Source organism: Alkalibacterium sp. f15, assembly GCF_049389645.1.
Classification (GTDB): Bacteria; Bacillota; Bacilli; order Lactobacillales; family Carnobacteriaceae_A; genus Alkalibacterium.
Genome location: NZ_CP186540.1, coordinates 1245109 through 1262412, shown reverse-complemented (window position 1 = coordinate 1262412; position 17304 = coordinate 1245109). Strand labels below are relative to the sequence as shown.

Below are 17304 nucleotides of genomic sequence, written 5' to 3'. Positions count from 1 at the left end.
TCACCCCGATTCTGTGATTCAGCGATTTTAGTTGTTTCCTAAAAACAGTTCATCAATACCAGCCACTCGCTCTTCAAGTGGAGCCAAAACTTCTTGCGCGTTCAAATCAGGTCGTTTTTCAACTAATTGATTCAAAATATATTTCGCACCAAAATCCATACCTTGTGCACCACCAATTAAAATGACATCTCCATTTTCTACTTGATCGAGGCTGGATTCCAAAGCGGCTGGCATTTCTTTATGCAGTTCAATTTCCACACCAACCTTAGCCATTTCTTCTTTAAATGCTTCCAATTCTTCAGTTAAGACATTATCTTTTTCTACCACATGAGATTCACTCAAAGAGACGATGACTTTCTTGATGCCGAGTTCTGGCACCCATTTGGCAATCGTCTGTGCGTTCTCTCTGTTCGTTGTTACCCCACGATTACCTCTGATCGCATAAACTATGTGTAATTTTTTATAATCCATTTTCGTTAACGTTTCTAAGGTAACTTCAATATTCCCAGCATTTGCAAAATGATCGTCTACTATTTTAAAATCATTTTCATAAATAAATTGGAAACGACGTTCGACTCCTTTAAAGCTTTCGATCCCCGATTGTATTGTTTCAACAGACACACCACTAATTAAACCAATTGTGATAGCCGCCATTGCATTATAAACAGAATGATAACCTGCTACCGATAAATTGACTTTAAAGGATGTTTTTTCAACGGTTTCACCTTTGATATTTTTAAACGGTTTGTTTATTTCTATAGTGAAATTACCTCGTCCCGTTGATAAATCGATATCTTTACACATAAGATGACCTGAATTGTTTTCAATACCATAGGTGATCACTGTAGCTGCTGTCTCTTTAGCTAATGAAGCGGAATAGTCATCATCCAAATTCAATACTGCAAACTGATCCGCTCTTGCTTCGCGTATCAAACTTGCTTTAGCGTTGTAGTATTCTTCAAACGAGCCATGCAGATCGATATGTTCCCGACTGATATTATTTAAAGCCACAATATCAAAAGAAACACTCCCCACTCGACTCAGATCCAGTGCCGAAGAAGACACTTCCATCGTGACATGAGAAATTTTTTCATCGCGCATTTTATTGAAATACCCGTGTAGATCTAAAGATTCGGGAGTGGTCAAGATGCTCGGTACAAGTGTATCACCATATTTGACCATCACGGTACCGATAAGACCTGTTTTCCAGTTGTTTTCTTCTAAAATAGCATTTGTCATAAATGATGTTGATGTTTTCCCATTGGTTGCGGTAATACCTACAATAGTGATGCTTTGTGAAGGATGATTAAAATACTTATCACTTAAAGCAGCCAAGGCTTTTCGGCTATCATCAACTAAGTATTGAGGCACAGCAATATCTGGAAGGATGTTTTCAACAATTAAAGCAACTGCTCCATTATTTACCGCTTCTTGAGCATACTGATGCCCATCTGTCTGATACCCTTTAATACATACAAATAACGAATTTTCCTGAGCATCATCAGAATGATAGGCTATCTTACTGATTTCAACATCTTTTGAATCTTTTGATTTTATTACCTTAATTGCCTGGAGTAGCTCAAATAATTGCATGGTTCAGTTCTCCTTTTTAGAAATTCATTGATAGATGCAAATTTCTATTTTATTTTTATCTTTTTCCGACTTTTTTTTTCACTTTGTTCAATAAATTCCCTACGTAATATATCCCCGGCTTTGGATCACTTGCTACCCAGATTGAGCCCACTCTTTTTTCTGTATAGGTTTTTAGAATTGATTTCCATGTCAATTGGCCCGATTTCACGTAGGCTAATGACGCATGTAAGTCTTCATACATATAATGGAAAGCTAAATTTGTCGATACTTTCAGGCTATCTTGGCCGATTTCTTGGCCTGTTAATTCTTTATAAGCCAGAAGTGGCATATTGAATCCTAATTCTGCTAACATTTGATTGAAATTAGTGGTACGCACATTGATTTCAATCAGGTAATATTCACCGGTCTGTTCATCTTTTTTAAATTCGATTTCAGCAAACCCTTTGTATCCAATGGCTTCAAGGAAAGGTGCTCCGATTTCGTGGAGTTCTGGCACATATTTCTGCTTGATATAAACGGATGCACCGAAATTAATGGGATACTGGCGTTCTTTCTGTGCGGTGACCCAGTGAGTGATTTTTGCTTCTTGATTCAAGTAAGCATCAAATGTGTACATGTGATCATCAAAACCTTGAATCAATTGTTGCACAACAACCTCTATATTAGCATCCTTAGCTTTTTTCAATCCTTCTTCCAACTCTTGACGATTGGTTACTTTAAATAGTTTTTTGCGGAATTTTGAAACGAATCTTGAAGAGTCAGATGGTTTGATAATGCACGGGTAGCCCAATTCTTTCTCTACTTCTTCAACGATATCAGCATTTCCTACTTGAATGTTTTGAGGAACACGTACGTTATGCTGTTGCGCTAAAACGTACAGTTTATCCTTGTCGATCAAATCACTCCAAAAACCTTGTTCGGTTTGATTGATCAAAAAATACTCTTTCAATTCAAGTAGATATTTATCAACAAATTCAACGTATTGATCAGCTGTGGGATACAATACGGGTTTGTAGTCTTGATTCTTGGCGTAGGCAATGAGGAAATCTTTTAGCTTATCTGATTCTTTAGAATAGTGCGGTCCAATCAATTTCTCAGTCACATACTTGGATTGACGCGCGTAAGCTCCTTTTTCCTGATAATCCAGAACGGCTACAGGGATTCCCGATTTTCCTAAGCATCTTATGATACTCAAACCGATGTAATAATTATTTCCTAATACGACTGCTTTGTGTTTCGTTTCCATTAATTAATTCACTCTCCATTACTTTGCTGATCCTCTGTGCAACACAAACGGTAAATGGTCTCAGCATAGATGTCCATGGCTTCATAATACTCATCTAATTTGATTCCTTCATTTTCCTGGTGCGCTAGACTTTTACTGTCGGGGAAGTGCGCGCCAAAAGCAACCATATTAGGCATTGCCCGTGCATAAGTGGCCCCGCCCGAAGTTAATGGCTCACTTTCATAATCTCCTGTTTTATCTCTATATATCGCTAATAACGACTGGACCAGTTTGCTCTCTTTTGGAACATACAGAGAAGCTAGATAATCATGTTCCTGATAATCCAACCCGTATTCACTGCTTTTCTCTTTTAACGCTGAAACGATTTTTTCTTTATCATACGTTACAGGAATTCGAATATCCAGCATGACTTCTGAAGTGTTCTCGTTTATTTCCAAAGTACCGACATTGACCGTTAATTCACCTGAAACCTCATCTTTGACTTGACCAAAGAGTGTTTCGCCGTTGGTCTCCAAACCGATTTTTTCAGAAATAAACGAAATGACGGGATGAGGTTGGAACGCAACTAAGCCTTTTGCTAAAAGCGCAATGGCATTTTTACCTTCACCCGCAACACTCGCATGCACACTTTTTCCTTTTACAGTAATAGACTTCTCTTCTTTATTATAGGGAATGTCCATGTTATCAAAAATTCGGGACAATTCAGTAATCCCAGTCCCTGCATACTCGGCTTTCTCGGGCACCACATTAGGCGCACTCCCGCATTGGAGCTTCAGTTTTGACGCACCCGGTCCGATGATTTTCGCTTGCAATAATCCTTTTTCAGCGTAGGTTAACGGAAAAGCGCTGTCCGGGACAAAACCGAGATCTGGCAATTCTTCATGCTCGACATAATTATTCATACAACGCCATAATATTTCTTCATCTGTTCCGAAAATAAACCGAATCTTTTTATTAAACGTTTCTTCAGCATCCACAACTGCTTTAAATGCATAAAGTGCCGCAATCGTCGGACCCTTATCATCTTGTGAACCGCGACCATAAAGGACGCCATCACGTTCCACCCCTTTGAAAGGATCTGATTCCCACTTTTCTCTATCTCCTTCAGGTACCACGTCCAAGTGGCAGAGAACGCCGACCGTTTCTTCGCCGTCTCCATATTCTGCATAGCCGTAATATCCTTCAGGGTCATAAAACGTGTCCATTCCTAATTTATCACAGACAGCGAGTGTTTCTTTTAAGGCCTGATCGATCCCTTTTCCAAAGGGCGGAAAAGCCACTTCGTCACCATTGGTCGTATTCACCGATGGAATGGCAATTAATTTTTTCAGTGTACGTAAACTTTCATTTTTTATAGAATCCGTAATAAATTGTTTCATTTTAATACACTCCTATTTTTTTCTACTTTGATGTAGAAATATTTTTATTATAGTCTCGCTCATCACGTTACTAGATATAGTGAAAAAGTCAACCGTTTCAGCTCTTTTCCAAATATAAATCACCTTTCTTCCATTATACCTTATTATTGTTTTGCATTCTTTACGAATGGAATAAGTTTTTCTATCTCTTTTAGCGACCAGGACTTGTTGCATTCGAGAAATGGTATTTCCTAAGCTTCTTGATACTCTTTTTTTAAAAACCAGAAAATACCGAACAGTGAACACCCTTTGAAATGTTTCGGTAAAAAGTGTGTTTAACTCTTGTTTTTAATTACAATAAGACTATAATTATCTGGTACTTATAAAATTTAAACTATCGATTTGATTTTATCGATTTGTGACATATTGTCATAATGTGTCCGGAAATACAGGAGTGATAACACTGAAGAAAGATATGACACAAGGAAGTCCCCTTAAACTAATTCTTAGTTTTACGGTTCCTTTATTGATTGGAAACTTGTTTCAACAACTTTATAACATGGCTGATGCCTATATCGTCAGTCAAACCATTGGCGTAAATGCATTTTCAGCTATCGGTTCAACATTAAGCTTACAATTTTTGATCCTCGGTTTAGCTATCGGAATCACTGCCGGCTTATCCGTTATTACCGCTCAACGTTTTGGAGGCAAGGATGAGAAAGCCTTAAGAAAAAATTTAGCAACCGGCTTGATCATAAGCTTGGTCATCGGTGTAACTTTAACTGTGCTGACCACAACCTTTACAGAGGAAATATTAACATTTATGCAGACACCTGATGAGACCTACACTTATGCTTACGACTATTTAAACGTTTTGTTTAGAGGTATCGGTGCTGTCATCCTCTTTAATTATTTAGCTAACATACTGCGAGCTATTGGCGACAGCAAGACACCACTTTACTTTTTAATTGTGACTTCTATTTTAAATGTCATACTAGACTATGTCTTTATTCTTGTCTTTGACTTAGGCATTCGAGGCGCTGCTTTAGCCACCATTACTGCCCAGGTCACTTCAAGTATCTTGACTCTCTGGTTTATCTGGAAAAAAGTACCTCTCCTACGTATCCACAAAGAAGATTGGAAACTGGATAAAGCTGAATTCAAGGAACATCTGCGCATCGGGTTACCTTATGGATTTCAATATTCCATCATTGCAATTGGTGCTGTGGCCATCACTATGAGGCTAAATCTGTTGGGTGCCTCTGCCGTTGCGGCATTTACTGCTGCTCAGAAGATCGATTCTATTGCTGTGCTCCCGCTTCAGTCTTTTGGTGTAACGATGTCGACTTTTGCAGCCCAAAACTACGGTGCAAGAAAGTTGGACCGTGTCTGGCACGGAGTCAACCAGGCTCTCAAAATGAGTATTGGTTACAGTTTAGTGATTGGTCTCATTCTTTTGATCTGGGGTAGACACTTTGCCACCTTATTTGTCGGAGCTGATGCACCCGCCGAAGTGCTTCAAATGATCCAGCATTATTTCTTAGCGAGTTCATCCTTATATGCTGTCTTGTCTGTGTTATTTATATACAGACACACCCTACAAGGTCTCGGTAATAGTTTTGCCCCAACCGTCGCGGGCGTTGGAGAATTACTTGCCCGCATTGTAGCTGCCTTCTTCTTGTCTGTGCATTTAGGCTTTACTGGGATAGTCATAGCAAGCCCGCTTGCCTGGTTTGCAGCTCTGATCCCTCTCGTTCTGGCATACAGATCGACCAAACGTAATTTGTCCGCCAAATATCCCTTGGCACTCGATACGGAAGAAGGAGCCTTACTGGATGAACTTAAACCCTCTTCTATAAAAATCAAATAAAGAATAAAGCCGAAAAGAGGCTGGGACTTTTGAGCCGACCCCCGAAAGTTAGATTTTTTAGGTCTAACTTTCGGGGGTCACTATATTTGTCCCAGCCTCTTTTCTTGATAGTTGGGGATTCATGGTGTTTCAGAGTTTGTTAAGGCGATCTAGCGACTAGTTATACCGTGGGTGACATTTAGTTAGTTCATCTTCGGCATACTCACAGACATTTCTGTTTCAGTAAGGCTAAGTTGACTCTTCTTCGGCATACTCACAGACATTTCTGTTTCAGTGAGGCTAAGTTGACTCATCTTCGGCATACTCACAGACATTTCTGTTTCAGTGAGGCTAAGTTAGTTCATCTTCGGCATACTCACGGACGTTTCTGTTTCAGTGAGGCTAAGTTGACTCATCTTCGGCATACTCACAGACATTTCTGTTTCAGTGAGGCTAAGTTGACTCATCTTCGGCATACTCAGAGACATTTCTGTTTCAGTGAGGCTAACTTGACTCTTCTTCGGCATACTCACAGACATTTCTGTTTCAGTGAGGCTAACTTGACTCATCTTCGGCATACTCACGAACGTTTCATTTTTGGAATACTAAAGATTCAATAATTAATAAGGTCTTGATTAGGCTTCAGGCCTAATCATTCATTTCTTCCAGATCACTGATATCAAAACGCAGGAAACATTATTTACCGGAACGATCGAGCCCAAAGATATGACTAAACACGATTCCACGAACATTGAATTATTTGAATATAGACTAGATATACTCAACAATTAATAGTCATCCACCCCTCTCAATATTTTTATTTGAGAGGGGTTTTCCTTAACTTTTAACCTATAACAACAAGGGAATCTAGCATTTTTTTATATAACTTGTTATACTATGGAAAGTTAATAGACAACCAAGAACGCTTATCAAAGAGAGAATGGGTACCTTATGAATAAAGAAAATCGAGAAAAATTAAAACAGAGTAAACGGATAGTCATCAAAGTCGGTACCAGCACCATCATGTACCCAAATGGATCGATCAATCTGCAACAGATGGAAAAGCTGTCATTCGTATTGAGCGATCTGAAAAACCAGGGTAAAGAAATCATTCTGGTTTCTTCCGGTGCCATCGGTGTCGGCTTATCTCGCATGAACTTGACCCAACGTCCTGTAACGATCCCCGAGCAGCAAGCCATTGCTTCGATCGGTCAGACAGAACTCATGAGTTTGTACAGCAAGTTCTTCTATCATTACGGACATCATATCGGGCAAGTCTTACTGACCAAAGACGTCACAGACTATCCTGTGAGCCGAAGAAATACGGTGAACACCTTTGAACAGCTTCTCATCAAGCATGTTGTCCCTATCGTCAACGAAAATGATACGGTTTCTGTAGAAGAACTCGATCATCTGACGCGATTCGGTGACAACGACACCTTGTCCGCGATCGTGCTCGAGTTGACAGAAGCTGATTTACTCATTATGCTGTCGGATATTGACGGCTTTTACGATAAAAATCCAATGAAACACAATGATGCAGAGCTCTTTGAAACAATAAATGAAATAACCGATGACATCCTGGAACTCGCTCAAGACTCTTCTACAAAATTCGGTACAGGTGGCATGATCACGAAACTGACTGCCGCTCAAATCGTTTTGAAAGCAAACAAACAAATGGTACTGGCCAACGGGACAGATCTGACCATCTTATTCAGGATTTTAGATGGCATGAACGAAGGAACCTTGTTTTCTAAATAGCGACTGGAGGGAGTTTTAAACGTGGAAACATTAATCGAACTTGGAAAAAAAGCCAAAGAAGCTGAGCGTCATTTAGCTCAAGCCTCTTCAAGAGCCAAGAATGAAGCATTACTATTGATGGCAGAAGGTTTGCTGCGTGATACAGATAAAATTTTGGAAGCTAATAAATTAGATACCCGACAGGCTGAAGCAGACGGTATCACAGAATCGTTACTCGACCGACTCACGTTGACAAAAGAACGCGTCGAAGCGATGGCACAAGGACTGAAAGATATCGCCAAACTGCCCGATCCCATTGGACTGGTCGAAAGCATGTGGACCAACGAAGCTGGTCTTAAAATCGGCAAACAATCGGTTCCCTTGGGTGTTATCGGCATCATTTATGAAGCCCGTCCAAATGTGACATCCGATGCCGCCGGACTCTGTTTCAAATCGGGAAATATCGTCATTTTACGTGGCGGAAAAGAAGCCTTCAACTCCAACTTAGCTGTCGTGACTAGTCTACGCGCGTCTTTAAAAGACAGCACTCTGCCTGAAACGGCGATTCAATTAGTGGAAGACACTTCCAGAGAATCAGCCAACGAAATGATGAAACTGAACCGTTACCTGGACGTTTTGATTCCACGAGGCGGCGCCAACTTGATCAGAGCGGTGGTCGAAAACGCCACCGTTCCGGTCATCGAGACAGGGACCGGGAACTGTCACGTCTATATCGATCAGTCCGCCCAGCTTGAAATGGCAAAAGCTATCATCGTGAACGCTAAAACAGACCGTCCATCGGTATGCAATGCGGCTGAAACACTCCTCATTCATAAAAATGTGGCTGAAACTTTCCTGCCTGTGATCGAAAAAGCTTTGAACGAATGGAACGTCGAACTTAGAGCAGATAAGGAAGCACAGAAATACCTGAAAGACTTCACCCCAGCCACAGAAGCAGACTGGGAAACGGAATTCTTGGATTATATCCTGGCTGTTAAAGTGGTCGATTCTTTTGACGAAGCTATCGCTCACATCAACCGGTACAGTACCGGACACTCGGAAGCGATCGTGACCGACGATTACTTTGCCGGTCAACGTTTTCACCGCGAAGTTGATTCTGCGGCTGTTTACGTGAATGCTTCTACTCGCTTTACGGATGGTTTTGAATTTGGTTTTGGTGCTGAAATAGGTATCAGCACGCAAAAACTTCACGCCAGAGGTCCTATGGGCTTACCTGAACTCACCTCTTCCAAGTATATAATCTTTGGAGAAGGTCAGATCCGCTGATCGCTTACGCTTTTAGCAAAAAAAAACAGACAAAATCAATTACTCATTGATTTTGTCTGTTTTTGATTTGATTAAAAAGTGATCTCAAAAGATAATACTCCAACACCTTTTCATTCTACTCTTCCTCTTTTTCCATAAACCGTTCCTGCGTCTGCTTTGTAATGTTCATAATAGCTTTATAAAACATGGTCACTTCTTCCTGAAAGTCTGTATTTCTCAGTCGAGCAATATTTTTTTCAATAACTTTCTTTTCTCTATCTGCATCCAATACCGGTAGCTGATGCTTTTTCTTATATTCCCCAACTTTTAATACAGTTTCCAGTCTTTTCTCAAATAACCGAGTCAATTCCTGGTCGACTGCATCAATTTCTTGTCTATAACTTTCCAGTTCATTCATCAGCCGCCACCCCTATCATCAAGTCCATCAAGGCTAACGCCGTCACTGCTTCTAAAACAGGCAGTACACGAGGGACGATACACGGATCATGTCTTCCTTCCACCGATAATTCTGCTGCTTTTCCTTCATCAACGTTTATGGTCTGCTGCTTTTTCGTAATAGAGGCTGGAGGTTTTACAGCCGCGCGGAAAACGATAGGCATACCGTGAGTGATGCCCCCGACAATCCCGCCATTATTGTTTGAACGTGTTTTTACCTGTCCATCTTCATCATAATAGTATTCGTCATTCGCTTCTGACCCACGCATCTTAGTGATATCAAACCCCGTCCCGAACTCGATACCTTTGATTGCCGGTACCGAGAAAACCAAATGAGCCAAAGTCGATTCAACAGAGTCAAAAAATGGATTGCCGTATCCGGCTGGTACACCTAAGACAAACGTCTCAACGACTCCGCCGACAGAATCGCCGTCGTCTTTTGCCTCAAGAATGACTTTTCGCATTTCTTCGGTTTTATTTTCTTTGAACAAAGGTAATTGCTGATGCTTAAGGTTCTCGACTTGCTCCAGCGAAACTTGTCTCTGATCTACAAACTTTTCGTCCTCAACAGAACCGATCGATTGAATGTGTGCACCGATCGTGACCCCTTTTTGTTCGAGCCACTGTTTACAAATGGCCCCCGCAAAGACTAACGGAGCAGTGATCCTTCCGGAAAAATGGCCACTCCCTCGGTGATCATTGTGCCCTTTGTATCTGACACGGCTTGAAAAATCAGCATGCCCCGGACGCATCACATTTTTAAGTAAACTATAGTCTGTCGATCGGGTATTGCTGTTACGTATGATTGCAGTCAAAGGTGCACCCGTCGTTTTGCCATCCAAAAATCCACTTAAAAGCTCCGGCAGATCCTTCTCTTTTCTAGACGTTGTCAATTCATTCTGCCCCGGTGCACGTCTGGCCATCTCAAATAAAACGCGGTCCATATCTATTTCCAATCCAGGCGGTATACCGTCGATTGTTATGCCGATCGCCACGCCGTGTGATTCTCCAAATATGGATACCTGTAAATTTTTACCCCAAATTCCACTCACTGCTTTTCCCTCCTAATTGTTCGAATATGTCCCAAAAATCTGGATATGATTTTGCCACACACTCAGTATCTTTGATGATGATTGGCGCTTCGCAAACGGTTGAAGCGATTGCCAGCATCATCGCTATCCGGTGATCTTTATGGCTCCAAACGCTCGTATTCCCTTTCAAGCTATCCACGCCTTTGATGACAAGTGAGTCACCATCCACTTCTATATCTGCGCCTAATTGAGCTAACTCTTTCTGTGTCGCTTCCAACCGGTCACTTTCCTTTATACGGAGTCTCTCCAGGTTGATGATTTTTGTTTTTCCACTTGATAGTGCCGCAACTAAAGCGACAATCGGTATGATATCCGGACATTGCGCGCCGTCGATTGTTTGATCAATGGTCAACTGTTCAGCGAATATATTCATGCCCTTGTTATTATTTGGCTGGACACCACCTAGCTGCTCTAAAATACTTACTATCGCTCGATCGCCTTGCAGTGACCTTTCGTTTAACCCTTCAACACTGACCAGATTCCCTAACGCACGGGCACTTAAAAAGAAAGCTGCCTGAGAATAATCGCCGTCTATCGTTACATCTTGAGCACGGTACACTTGGTTTCCCTCTATACTGAAAAGTTGACGTTCTTTGTCAAATTCAATGTGTATGCCGAAAGATTCCAGCATCGACAGGGTCAGGTCAACGTAGCCTTCTGATTCTAATGGTGTGGTCATTCTAATTTCTGATGTTGCCCCTAAAAGTGGCAAGGTGAGCAAGAGCCCGGTGATGAACTGTGAACTCACATCTCCCCTAACTTCATAGGCTCCTGGTTGAAGAGAACCTTCTACTGTTAAATCCAGTTTCCCTGTATTTGACGATTCATACTTTAACCCCTGTTTTTCGAAAATCGCTTGATACGTAGCCAGCGGTCGCGTTCCTAATTTACCCTGACCAGTAAAGTGGGTTTCTCCTTCAAATAAAGTAGCGAGCGGAATGAGAAAACGCAAGGTCGAGCCTGATTCATTACAGTTTATGGTTCTTCCTTGAGTGGGAGCATAGTCTTTGATACCCTCGATTGATAATGAGCCTTCGTTTTTTTGAATGACCGCTCCAAGCATTTGCATGCCTTCGATCGTGGCTGTGATGTCATCTGAGTATTGAATGTTTTTTATTTCACTGCGTCCTTTGGCCAGGCTAGCGCAGATGATGGCTCGGTGAGCTAAACTTTTAGAAGGTGGCACAGTTACCGGCCCTTTTAGCTTCACTGGTTCTATTCTTAAATCTGTCACGCGTTTTGTCCTCCCGTCTTTAGTCTATTAAAAAAAGTTATATCGGACTTTTCTCGCCTGGCACTTCCCATTTTTTCTAAAATGATCAAGTACAGCTGTTCATCAAGATTTTTCTTGTCCTTTTTAATATACGGAATAATCGATGCATAATCTTCTGGACGGTCTAAATCTACCGGTAATTGATGACGGATCAGACATTTTCTCAACTGACCAGACATTTCATTACCAGTCATGCCTTTTTGTTCTGCCAGTTCAGTTATTTTCACCATGCCGATCGCTATCGCCTGCCCGTGCGTATACTTCTTGTACGCATAAAAGGCTTCGATCGCATGTCCTAAAGTATGGCCGAAGTTAAGCAACATCCGTTCGCCTGTGTCTCTCTCATCCAATTGCACCACGTGCTCTTTGATCCTGCAGCAGGTTTCAATGATTGATTCAATATTAGCCATAACATCCAGTCTGGACGTTAATCCTTCCAGAAAATTAAAGAAGGTTTCGTCTTTGATACAGCCATACTTGATTACTTCCGCCATCCCGTCTGAAAAATAGGCATCAGTAAGTGTGTTCAAAACAAGTGGATCGATCAAGACCATCATCGGATGATAAAAAGTTCCTGCCAGGTTTTTTCCTTCTGGTAAATCGACGCCAACTTTACCGCCCACACTGCTATCCACTTGCGCGAGAAGTGTCGTTGGAATCTGAACGAAAGAGATGCCTCTTAAAAACGTCCCGGCAACAAATCCGGCAATGTCACCAACAACGCCACCACCCAATGCAATAATGAGATCGCTTCGGGTGATCCCCATTTCGATCAATCGACTGTAAATCTGCGGCATCGTTTGAAAGGTCTTGGTCTCTTCTCCCGGTTCGAGAATGATCATGTCTGTTTCATAACCGGCTTCGACCAGTTGGTTTTTGACCGTTTCTCCATAATGACCGGAAACATTCTTGTCGGTAATGATGGCTACCCGCTTCCCTGAGAACACTGTTTTGATTTGTTCTCCTACATGCTGAAGTAGTTCTTTTTCGATTTTTATAGGATATTCTATCGTTTGTTGGGATACTTCTACATTGATTTTCTGCATCAAACTGGCTCCTTACTGTGTCATTACTTTATTGGTTTGTAAGATCGAACGTCCTTCTATTTCAGCCAATTTAGTTGCTTTTTCCATCAATAAGCCAAATTCATCAGGTGTCAGGCACTGTTCCCCATCACTCCATGCATTTTCAGGATCATTGTGTACCTCGATCATCAGTCCGTCTGCACCGGCAACGATACCCGATTTAGCACCGGCTTCTACCAGGTAAGACATCCCTCCTGCGTGACTCGGGTCAATGATGATAGGTAAGTGTGATAATTTCTTGATTACTGGGACCGCCTGAATGTCCAATGTATTACGTGTTCCTGGTTCGAACGTTCTGATTCCACGCTCACATAAAATGACGTTTTCATTCCCTTCAGACATGATGTATTCTGCCGACATCAACCATTCTTTGTAAGTGGCCGAGAGTCCACGTTTGAGCAGCACAGGTGTGTTTGTTTTACCGACTTCTTTAAGCAAATCGAAGTTCTGCATGTTTCGTGCGCCGATTTGGATCATGTCGACAGAATCCACAAATTCATCTATCCACTTTGTTGACATGAGTTCTGTTACAATAGGCAAGCCTGTTTCTGCTTTAGCCACTTGCAGCATGCGCAAGCCTTCCAATTCTAAACCTTGGAAACTGTATGGAGAGGTTCTCGGCTTGAACGCCCCACCGCGCAGGAAATTAGCTCCGGCTGCTTTTATTTGTTTAGCCACTCGAACGATCTGTTCTTCACTTTCAACAGAACACGGACCGGCTATGATACCCAGTTTGTGTCCCCCAATGGTTTCCTGTCCGACCTGAATCTCTGAATTCTCAGGGTGGAATTTACGATTCGCTCGTTTGTATGGTTCTTCTACTCTGATTATTTTTTCGACTTCTGGACGTGCTTGTATTCTATGCTCATCAAGTCCAGTCGTATCACCAATAACTCCAAGAAAATCACGTTTTACATCTGAGAAATTACTGACCATGACTCCCTGTGCTTCGATTTTTTCCGTGATTTCCTTGATTGCTTGAACGCTGGTTCCTTGTTTTAATACGATAATCATTTTATTATCTCCTTTTATATTTATATTTTTTGTATTTTCCGATCATGCTTTGGTGTTCATTTTTTTCTTCTGCATAAAGGTTTTCACTGCTAACCTAATGCTTGGCACTATTTCATTTGAGTCCAATATGATAATAGGTTTCTTTTCCCCCCTGCCTAACTTAGTTTTTTGTTGATGATCACATTGAGATACTTTTTTCCTCAAATCCAGCTGGATCAAACACTTTTGACAAAATAAAAAACGCCACATTCGAACCTTTAAAAGGTTGATCGAATGCAGCGTTGGTAAAAATCACTTATATAAATCAGTTGAACATTTATATTGTGTGCGCCCATTCGATTTCTTTCGAAATCTATGGGGCACTTTTCAAAACAGCAAAAAGTTATCCAGCCTCCATAGAAATGTTATCTAAGAAGCTGTAATACCAGGTATTAAATTGTGAGGTCATAAGGTTTTCTGATTGTAATATCATTTTCAAGACGCTCCTCAATTAATAGTTCAGCTGTTGTTCAACTGTGAGTCCAATACTAGCAATGTTGATTTTAAAAGTCAACACTAATATTAAAAAATTTAACTTTTTTTATAATCAGCATCTCATAAACCCTATAAATTTAGGGTTTATCATAAGTTTATTTTTTATATTTTTTTCTTGACCAAAAAACTATTTGTTATTTCCACTTCTTTTGTCTATACTTCTAACAAAATACAACAAAGGAGATATGGATATGAAATTCTATGGTTTATTTGGTGAAAAGCTTTCTCACAGCTTGTCTCCCCAATTACATAAAGAGATCTATTATAAAGCCAAAATCGAAGCTGGATACAAACCTTTCCCTTTCCAACCTTCTCAAATGCAGGAAGCTATAAAAGCGATACGTCTTCTTTCAATCGATGGCGTCAATGTGACTATTCCTTACAAAGAAGCAGTCATTCCGTATTTGGATGAGTTATCTTCCGTCGCTGAATCTCTTCAAGTTGTAAATACGATCCATAACAAAAAGGGCAGATTAATAGGCTATAATACGGACTATGAAGGCTTTGGACTGATTTTCAAGAGAAGAGCGTGGCAGATCACCGATCACTCTTTTGTAATCTTGGGAACGGGCGGAGCTGCTAAAATGGCAATCACCTATCTGATCGATCATGGCGCAAAAAAAATCACGCTTGTTTCCCGAAAAGCGGAACAGACTTCCAAAGATTCGAAAGTCGATTATACTACCTACAACAAATTGATTGGCCTCAAAGCGGATTATCTGATCAACACGACTCCTGTCGGTATGTATCCCAATATGGACTTTTCACCTATTTCGGAAGAGGAAGTCTTACCGTTTGGCTGTGTTATCGATCTGATTTATAATCCCGAACGGACCCAACTGCTTTCATCTGCAGAAAAACAGGGCAAGCCTTTCGCCAATGGTCTGGATATGTTGATTGGTCAAGCTGTAAGTTCTGTAGAAATATGGGAAGAACAAAACATTTCTGATACCCTTATCGAAGAACTGATTCATGATTTTCATCAATGGAAAGAAGGTTAAGGTATGCAAGACACGATTATACTCGTTGGAATGACCGGCAGCGGCAAGAGCACTATCGGAAGATACCTGAGTGATGCACTCGGTTATTCCTTTATCGATATGGATGACTATATTGAAGAAAAAGCAGCCAAAACGATTCCGGAGTTGTTTCAGCTCGGTGAAGATTATTTTCGCACGCTTGAATCATCTGCGTGTCAAGACATGATAAAATTTAATAGAGCCGTTATTTCAACGGGCGGTGGCGCTATAATAAAAAAAGAAAACAGAGAAGCCTTACACCGAGCCGGTTTGATCATTTGGATCGACCGACCAGTGGAACATATTTTGAGTGACATCAAAATCGATAACCGACCACTTTTAGCTTCAGGTAAAGAGCGCATTAACAGTTTATATACAGAGCGAAAAGAATTATACGCATCATCTGCAGACCATGTCGTTAAAAACAACCTTTCTCTTGAAGATACCGTTGATCAACTTATTTTAATTATAAAAAATAAAGAACAGGAGCTAAACAAATGAACATCTGGATCATCCATGGACCAAATTTAAATCTATTAGGAACGAGAGAACCAGAAATTTACGGAACCGAAACACTGGACGATATCAATAGACGCATGCAAGACTATCTTATCAAGCATGGTCATACCTATGAATTTTTCCAAAGCAATTCAGAAGGACAGCTGATCGACAAGATCCAGGAGGCCTACCGAGCAGATGTGGACGGTATAGTCATTAATCCCGCCGCTTACACGCATTACAGCTACGCTATCCATGATGCACTTAAAGCAGTTTCGATTCCAACTGTTGAAGTGCATCTGAGCGCCATTCATTCACGTGAGGATTTCAGAAAACATTCTGTGGTTGCGCCTGCTTGTATAGGTCAAATTTCAGGTTTTGGTTCTACCAGTTATCTTTTAGGAATACAAGCACTAGAAGCTATTTTATCAGAGGAGCAATCTAAATGAATTTAGTGATCGTAGGTCTCGGTGCAATTGGCGGTTCTTTTGCAATGAGATTAATGAAGCAAGGATATGACCGGATTGTAGGAGTCGATATCGATGAAGAAACTCTTCAGTTGGCACTTGATAAAGGGTATATTCACGAGGGAACGACTTCGCCAGAACACGTTATAGCAGAAGCTGATATTGTTTTACTGACCCTTTACCCTGGTCAGATTGCCTCTTTCATTGATGAGAATAAAGACCATTTCAAACAAGGCGCGGTTATAACTGACGTGACCGGTGTAAAAACATCCCTCATCCGTGATGTTGAACGTCTATTGCCTGATCATGTCGACTTCATTTTTGCCCATCCTATGCGCGGAAGCGAGAAAAAAGGGATAGCTGGTGCAGAAGAATCAAAATTTAAAGAGGCTAATGCCCTGATCACACCTGTTTCATCTAACAAGGAAGAGAATATAAAGAAAGTTGAACAGCTTTACAAAGATGCTGGTTTCAAGACGATTACCCGTGTCATGCCTGAACAGCACGATGAACAGATTGCTTACGTCAGTCAACTCATGCATGCCTTATCGGTCTCCGTCGTAAATAGTACTCAAGCGTCACCTGATACCCTGCTTTTCGCCGGCAATAGTTTTAAGGAACTGACCCGTATCGCTGACATTAATGAGGAGTTATGGGCTGAGTTGTTCTCAATGAATAAAGATGCCCTGCTCGATTCAATTACATGCTTTGAAGAACAATTAGATGTGTTTAAAAACGCTCTCGTTAACACGAACGAAGAAGAACTGAAAGATTTTTTAAAGAAAGCTCGACTCCAACGCAAAAAATGGTATTAA

General features: G+C 41.0%; 16 protein-coding genes. 7 read left to right on the top strand and 9 right to left on the bottom strand.

The window, feature by feature from the left end; genetic code table 11:
* Positions 1 to 27 precede the first annotated feature (27 nt).
* From ACO1PF_RS06130 to ACO1PF_RS06120, 3 genes are read right to left on the bottom strand one after another with little or no spacing between them, the layout of a single operon-like run.
* Positions 28 to 1593 (bottom strand): Mur ligase family protein, encoded by a 1566-nt coding sequence (locus tag ACO1PF_RS06130; protein WP_423190439.1) that lies wholly within the window; start codon positions 1591 to 1593, stop codon positions 28 to 30.
* Between the two features lie 55 nt (positions 1594 to 1648).
* A complete protein-coding gene (locus tag ACO1PF_RS06125; protein ID WP_423190438.1) occupies positions 1649 to 2839 on the bottom strand; it encodes a carboxylate--amine ligase in 1191 nt (396 codons plus the stop codon).
* 8 nt (positions 2840 to 2847) lie between these two features.
* Positions 2848 to 4218, bottom strand: a complete 1371-nt coding sequence (locus ACO1PF_RS06120) for a M20 family metallopeptidase (protein WP_423190437.1) — start codon at positions 4216 to 4218, stop codon at positions 2848 to 2850.
* A 454-nt stretch (positions 4219 to 4672) separates the two neighbouring features.
* Between ACO1PF_RS06120 and ACO1PF_RS06115 the strand changes: the two genes are divergently transcribed.
* Positions 4673 to 6067, top strand: a complete 1395-nt coding sequence (locus tag ACO1PF_RS06115; protein WP_423190436.1) for an MATE family efflux transporter — start codon at positions 4673 to 4675, stop codon at positions 6065 to 6067.
* A gap of 335 nt (positions 6068 to 6402) precedes the next feature.
* Here the strand turns inward: ACO1PF_RS06115 and ACO1PF_RS06110 are convergent, their stop codons facing one another.
* Positions 6403 to 6615 carry a hypothetical protein gene (locus ACO1PF_RS06110; RefSeq protein ID WP_423190435.1) on the bottom strand — a complete coding sequence of 71 codons (213 nt, stop codon included), beginning with the start codon at positions 6613 to 6615 and terminating at the stop codon, positions 6403 to 6405.
* Positions 6616 to 6997: 382 nt separating this feature from the next.
* On the opposite strand from ACO1PF_RS06110, the gene proB reads away from it, so the two are divergent.
* Both proB and ACO1PF_RS06100 read left to right on the top strand, forming a co-directional pair.
* Entirely contained in the window at positions 6998 to 7807 is an 810-nt protein-coding gene (proB, locus tag ACO1PF_RS06105) for a glutamate 5-kinase (protein ID WP_423190434.1), read from the top strand.
* A gap of 21 nt (positions 7808 to 7828) precedes the next feature.
* Positions 7829 to 9073 (top strand): glutamate-5-semialdehyde dehydrogenase, encoded by a 1245-nt coding sequence (locus ACO1PF_RS06100; protein WP_423190433.1) that lies wholly within the window; start codon positions 7829 to 7831, stop codon positions 9071 to 9073.
* Between the two features lie 115 nt (positions 9074 to 9188).
* On the opposite strand, the gene ACO1PF_RS06095 is transcribed toward ACO1PF_RS06100, so the two are convergent.
* The 5 genes from ACO1PF_RS06095 to aroF are packed head-to-tail and all read right to left on the bottom strand — an operon-like array spanning position 9189 to position 13971.
* Positions 9189 to 9470 carry a chorismate mutase gene (locus tag ACO1PF_RS06095; RefSeq protein ID WP_423190432.1) on the bottom strand — a complete coding sequence of 94 codons (282 nt, stop codon included), beginning with the start codon at positions 9468 to 9470 and terminating at the stop codon, positions 9189 to 9191.
* Positions 9463 to 10560, bottom strand: coding sequence for a chorismate synthase (aroC, locus tag ACO1PF_RS06090; RefSeq protein WP_423190431.1), 1098 nt, complete (start codon positions 10558 to 10560; stop codon positions 9463 to 9465). Before aroC ends, ACO1PF_RS06095 begins: the two co-directional genes overlap by 8 nt.
* Positions 10541 to 11833, bottom strand: coding sequence for a 3-phosphoshikimate 1-carboxyvinyltransferase (gene aroA, locus ACO1PF_RS06085; protein WP_423190430.1), 1293 nt, complete (start codon positions 11831 to 11833; stop codon positions 10541 to 10543). Before aroA ends, aroC begins: the two co-directional genes overlap by 20 nt.
* Positions 11830 to 12918: a 3-dehydroquinate synthase gene (aroB, locus tag ACO1PF_RS06080; protein WP_423190429.1), complete on the bottom strand. Its 1089-nt coding sequence runs from the start codon at positions 12916 to 12918 to the stop codon at positions 11830 to 11832. Before aroB ends, aroA begins: the two co-directional genes overlap by 4 nt.
* 12 nt (positions 12919 to 12930) lie before the next feature.
* Positions 12931 to 13971 carry a 3-deoxy-7-phosphoheptulonate synthase gene (gene aroF, locus ACO1PF_RS06075; RefSeq protein WP_423190428.1) on the bottom strand — a complete coding sequence of 347 codons (1041 nt, stop codon included), beginning with the start codon at positions 13969 to 13971 and terminating at the stop codon, positions 12931 to 12933.
* A 725-nt stretch (positions 13972 to 14696) separates the two neighbouring features.
* Here aroF and ACO1PF_RS06070 point away from each other — a divergent pair.
* The 4 genes from ACO1PF_RS06070 to ACO1PF_RS06055 are packed head-to-tail and all read left to right on the top strand — an operon-like array spanning position 14697 to position 17304.
* Positions 14697 to 15506, top strand: a complete 810-nt coding sequence (locus tag ACO1PF_RS06070; protein WP_423190427.1) for a shikimate dehydrogenase family protein — start codon at positions 14697 to 14699, stop codon at positions 15504 to 15506.
* Positions 15507 to 15509: 3 nt separating this feature from the next.
* The gene (locus tag ACO1PF_RS06065; protein WP_423190426.1) at positions 15510 to 16025 is read left to right on the top strand and encodes a shikimate kinase; all 516 of its coding nucleotides are present in this window, start codon (positions 15510 to 15512) and stop codon (positions 16023 to 16025) included.
* Positions 16022 to 16471, top strand: coding sequence for a type II 3-dehydroquinate dehydratase (aroQ, locus tag ACO1PF_RS06060; RefSeq protein WP_423190425.1), 450 nt, complete (start codon positions 16022 to 16024; stop codon positions 16469 to 16471). Before ACO1PF_RS06065 ends, aroQ begins: the two co-directional genes overlap by 4 nt.
* Positions 16468 to 17304, top strand: a complete 837-nt coding sequence (locus ACO1PF_RS06055; protein ID WP_423190424.1) for a prephenate dehydrogenase — start codon at positions 16468 to 16470, stop codon at positions 17302 to 17304. The genes aroQ and ACO1PF_RS06055 overlap by 4 nt, the downstream gene beginning before the upstream one ends.

Excerpts from the sequence above, each read along its gene's own strand:
- ACO1PF_RS06130 (WP_423190439.1), bottom strand. The coding sequence starts at position 1,593 with ATGCAATTATTTGAGCTACTCCAGGCAATTAAGGTAATAAAATCAAAA.
- ACO1PF_RS06125 (WP_423190438.1), bottom strand. The coding sequence starts at position 2,839 with ATGGAAACGAAACACAAAGCAGTCGTATTAGGAAATAATTATTACATC.
- ACO1PF_RS06120 (WP_423190437.1), bottom strand. The coding sequence starts at position 4,218 with ATGAAACAATTTATTACGGATTCTATAAAAAATGAAAGTTTACGTACA.
- ACO1PF_RS06115 (WP_423190436.1), top strand. The coding sequence starts at position 4,673 with ATGACACAAGGAAGTCCCCTTAAACTAATTCTTAGTTTTACGGTTCCT.
- ACO1PF_RS06110 (WP_423190435.1), bottom strand. The coding sequence starts at position 6,615 with ATGAGTCAAGTTAGCCTCACTGAAACAGAAATGTCTGTGAGTATGCCG.
- proB (WP_423190434.1), top strand. The coding sequence starts at position 6,998 with ATGAATAAAGAAAATCGAGAAAAATTAAAACAGAGTAAACGGATAGTC.
- ACO1PF_RS06095 (WP_423190432.1), bottom strand. The coding sequence starts at position 9,470 with ATGAATGAACTGGAAAGTTATAGACAAGAAATTGATGCAGTCGACCAG.
- aroB (WP_423190429.1), bottom strand. The coding sequence starts at position 12,918 with ATGCAGAAAATCAATGTAGAAGTATCCCAACAAACGATAGAATATCCT.
- aroF (WP_423190428.1), bottom strand. The coding sequence starts at position 13,971 with ATGATTATCGTATTAAAACAAGGAACCAGCGTTCAAGCAATCAAGGAA.
- ACO1PF_RS06070 (WP_423190427.1), top strand. The coding sequence starts at position 14,697 with ATGAAATTCTATGGTTTATTTGGTGAAAAGCTTTCTCACAGCTTGTCT.
- ACO1PF_RS06065 (WP_423190426.1), top strand. The coding sequence starts at position 15,510 with ATGCAAGACACGATTATACTCGTTGGAATGACCGGCAGCGGCAAGAGC.
- aroQ (WP_423190425.1), top strand. The coding sequence starts at position 16,022 with ATGAACATCTGGATCATCCATGGACCAAATTTAAATCTATTAGGAACG.
- ACO1PF_RS06055 (WP_423190424.1), top strand. The coding sequence starts at position 16,468 with ATGAATTTAGTGATCGTAGGTCTCGGTGCAATTGGCGGTTCTTTTGCA.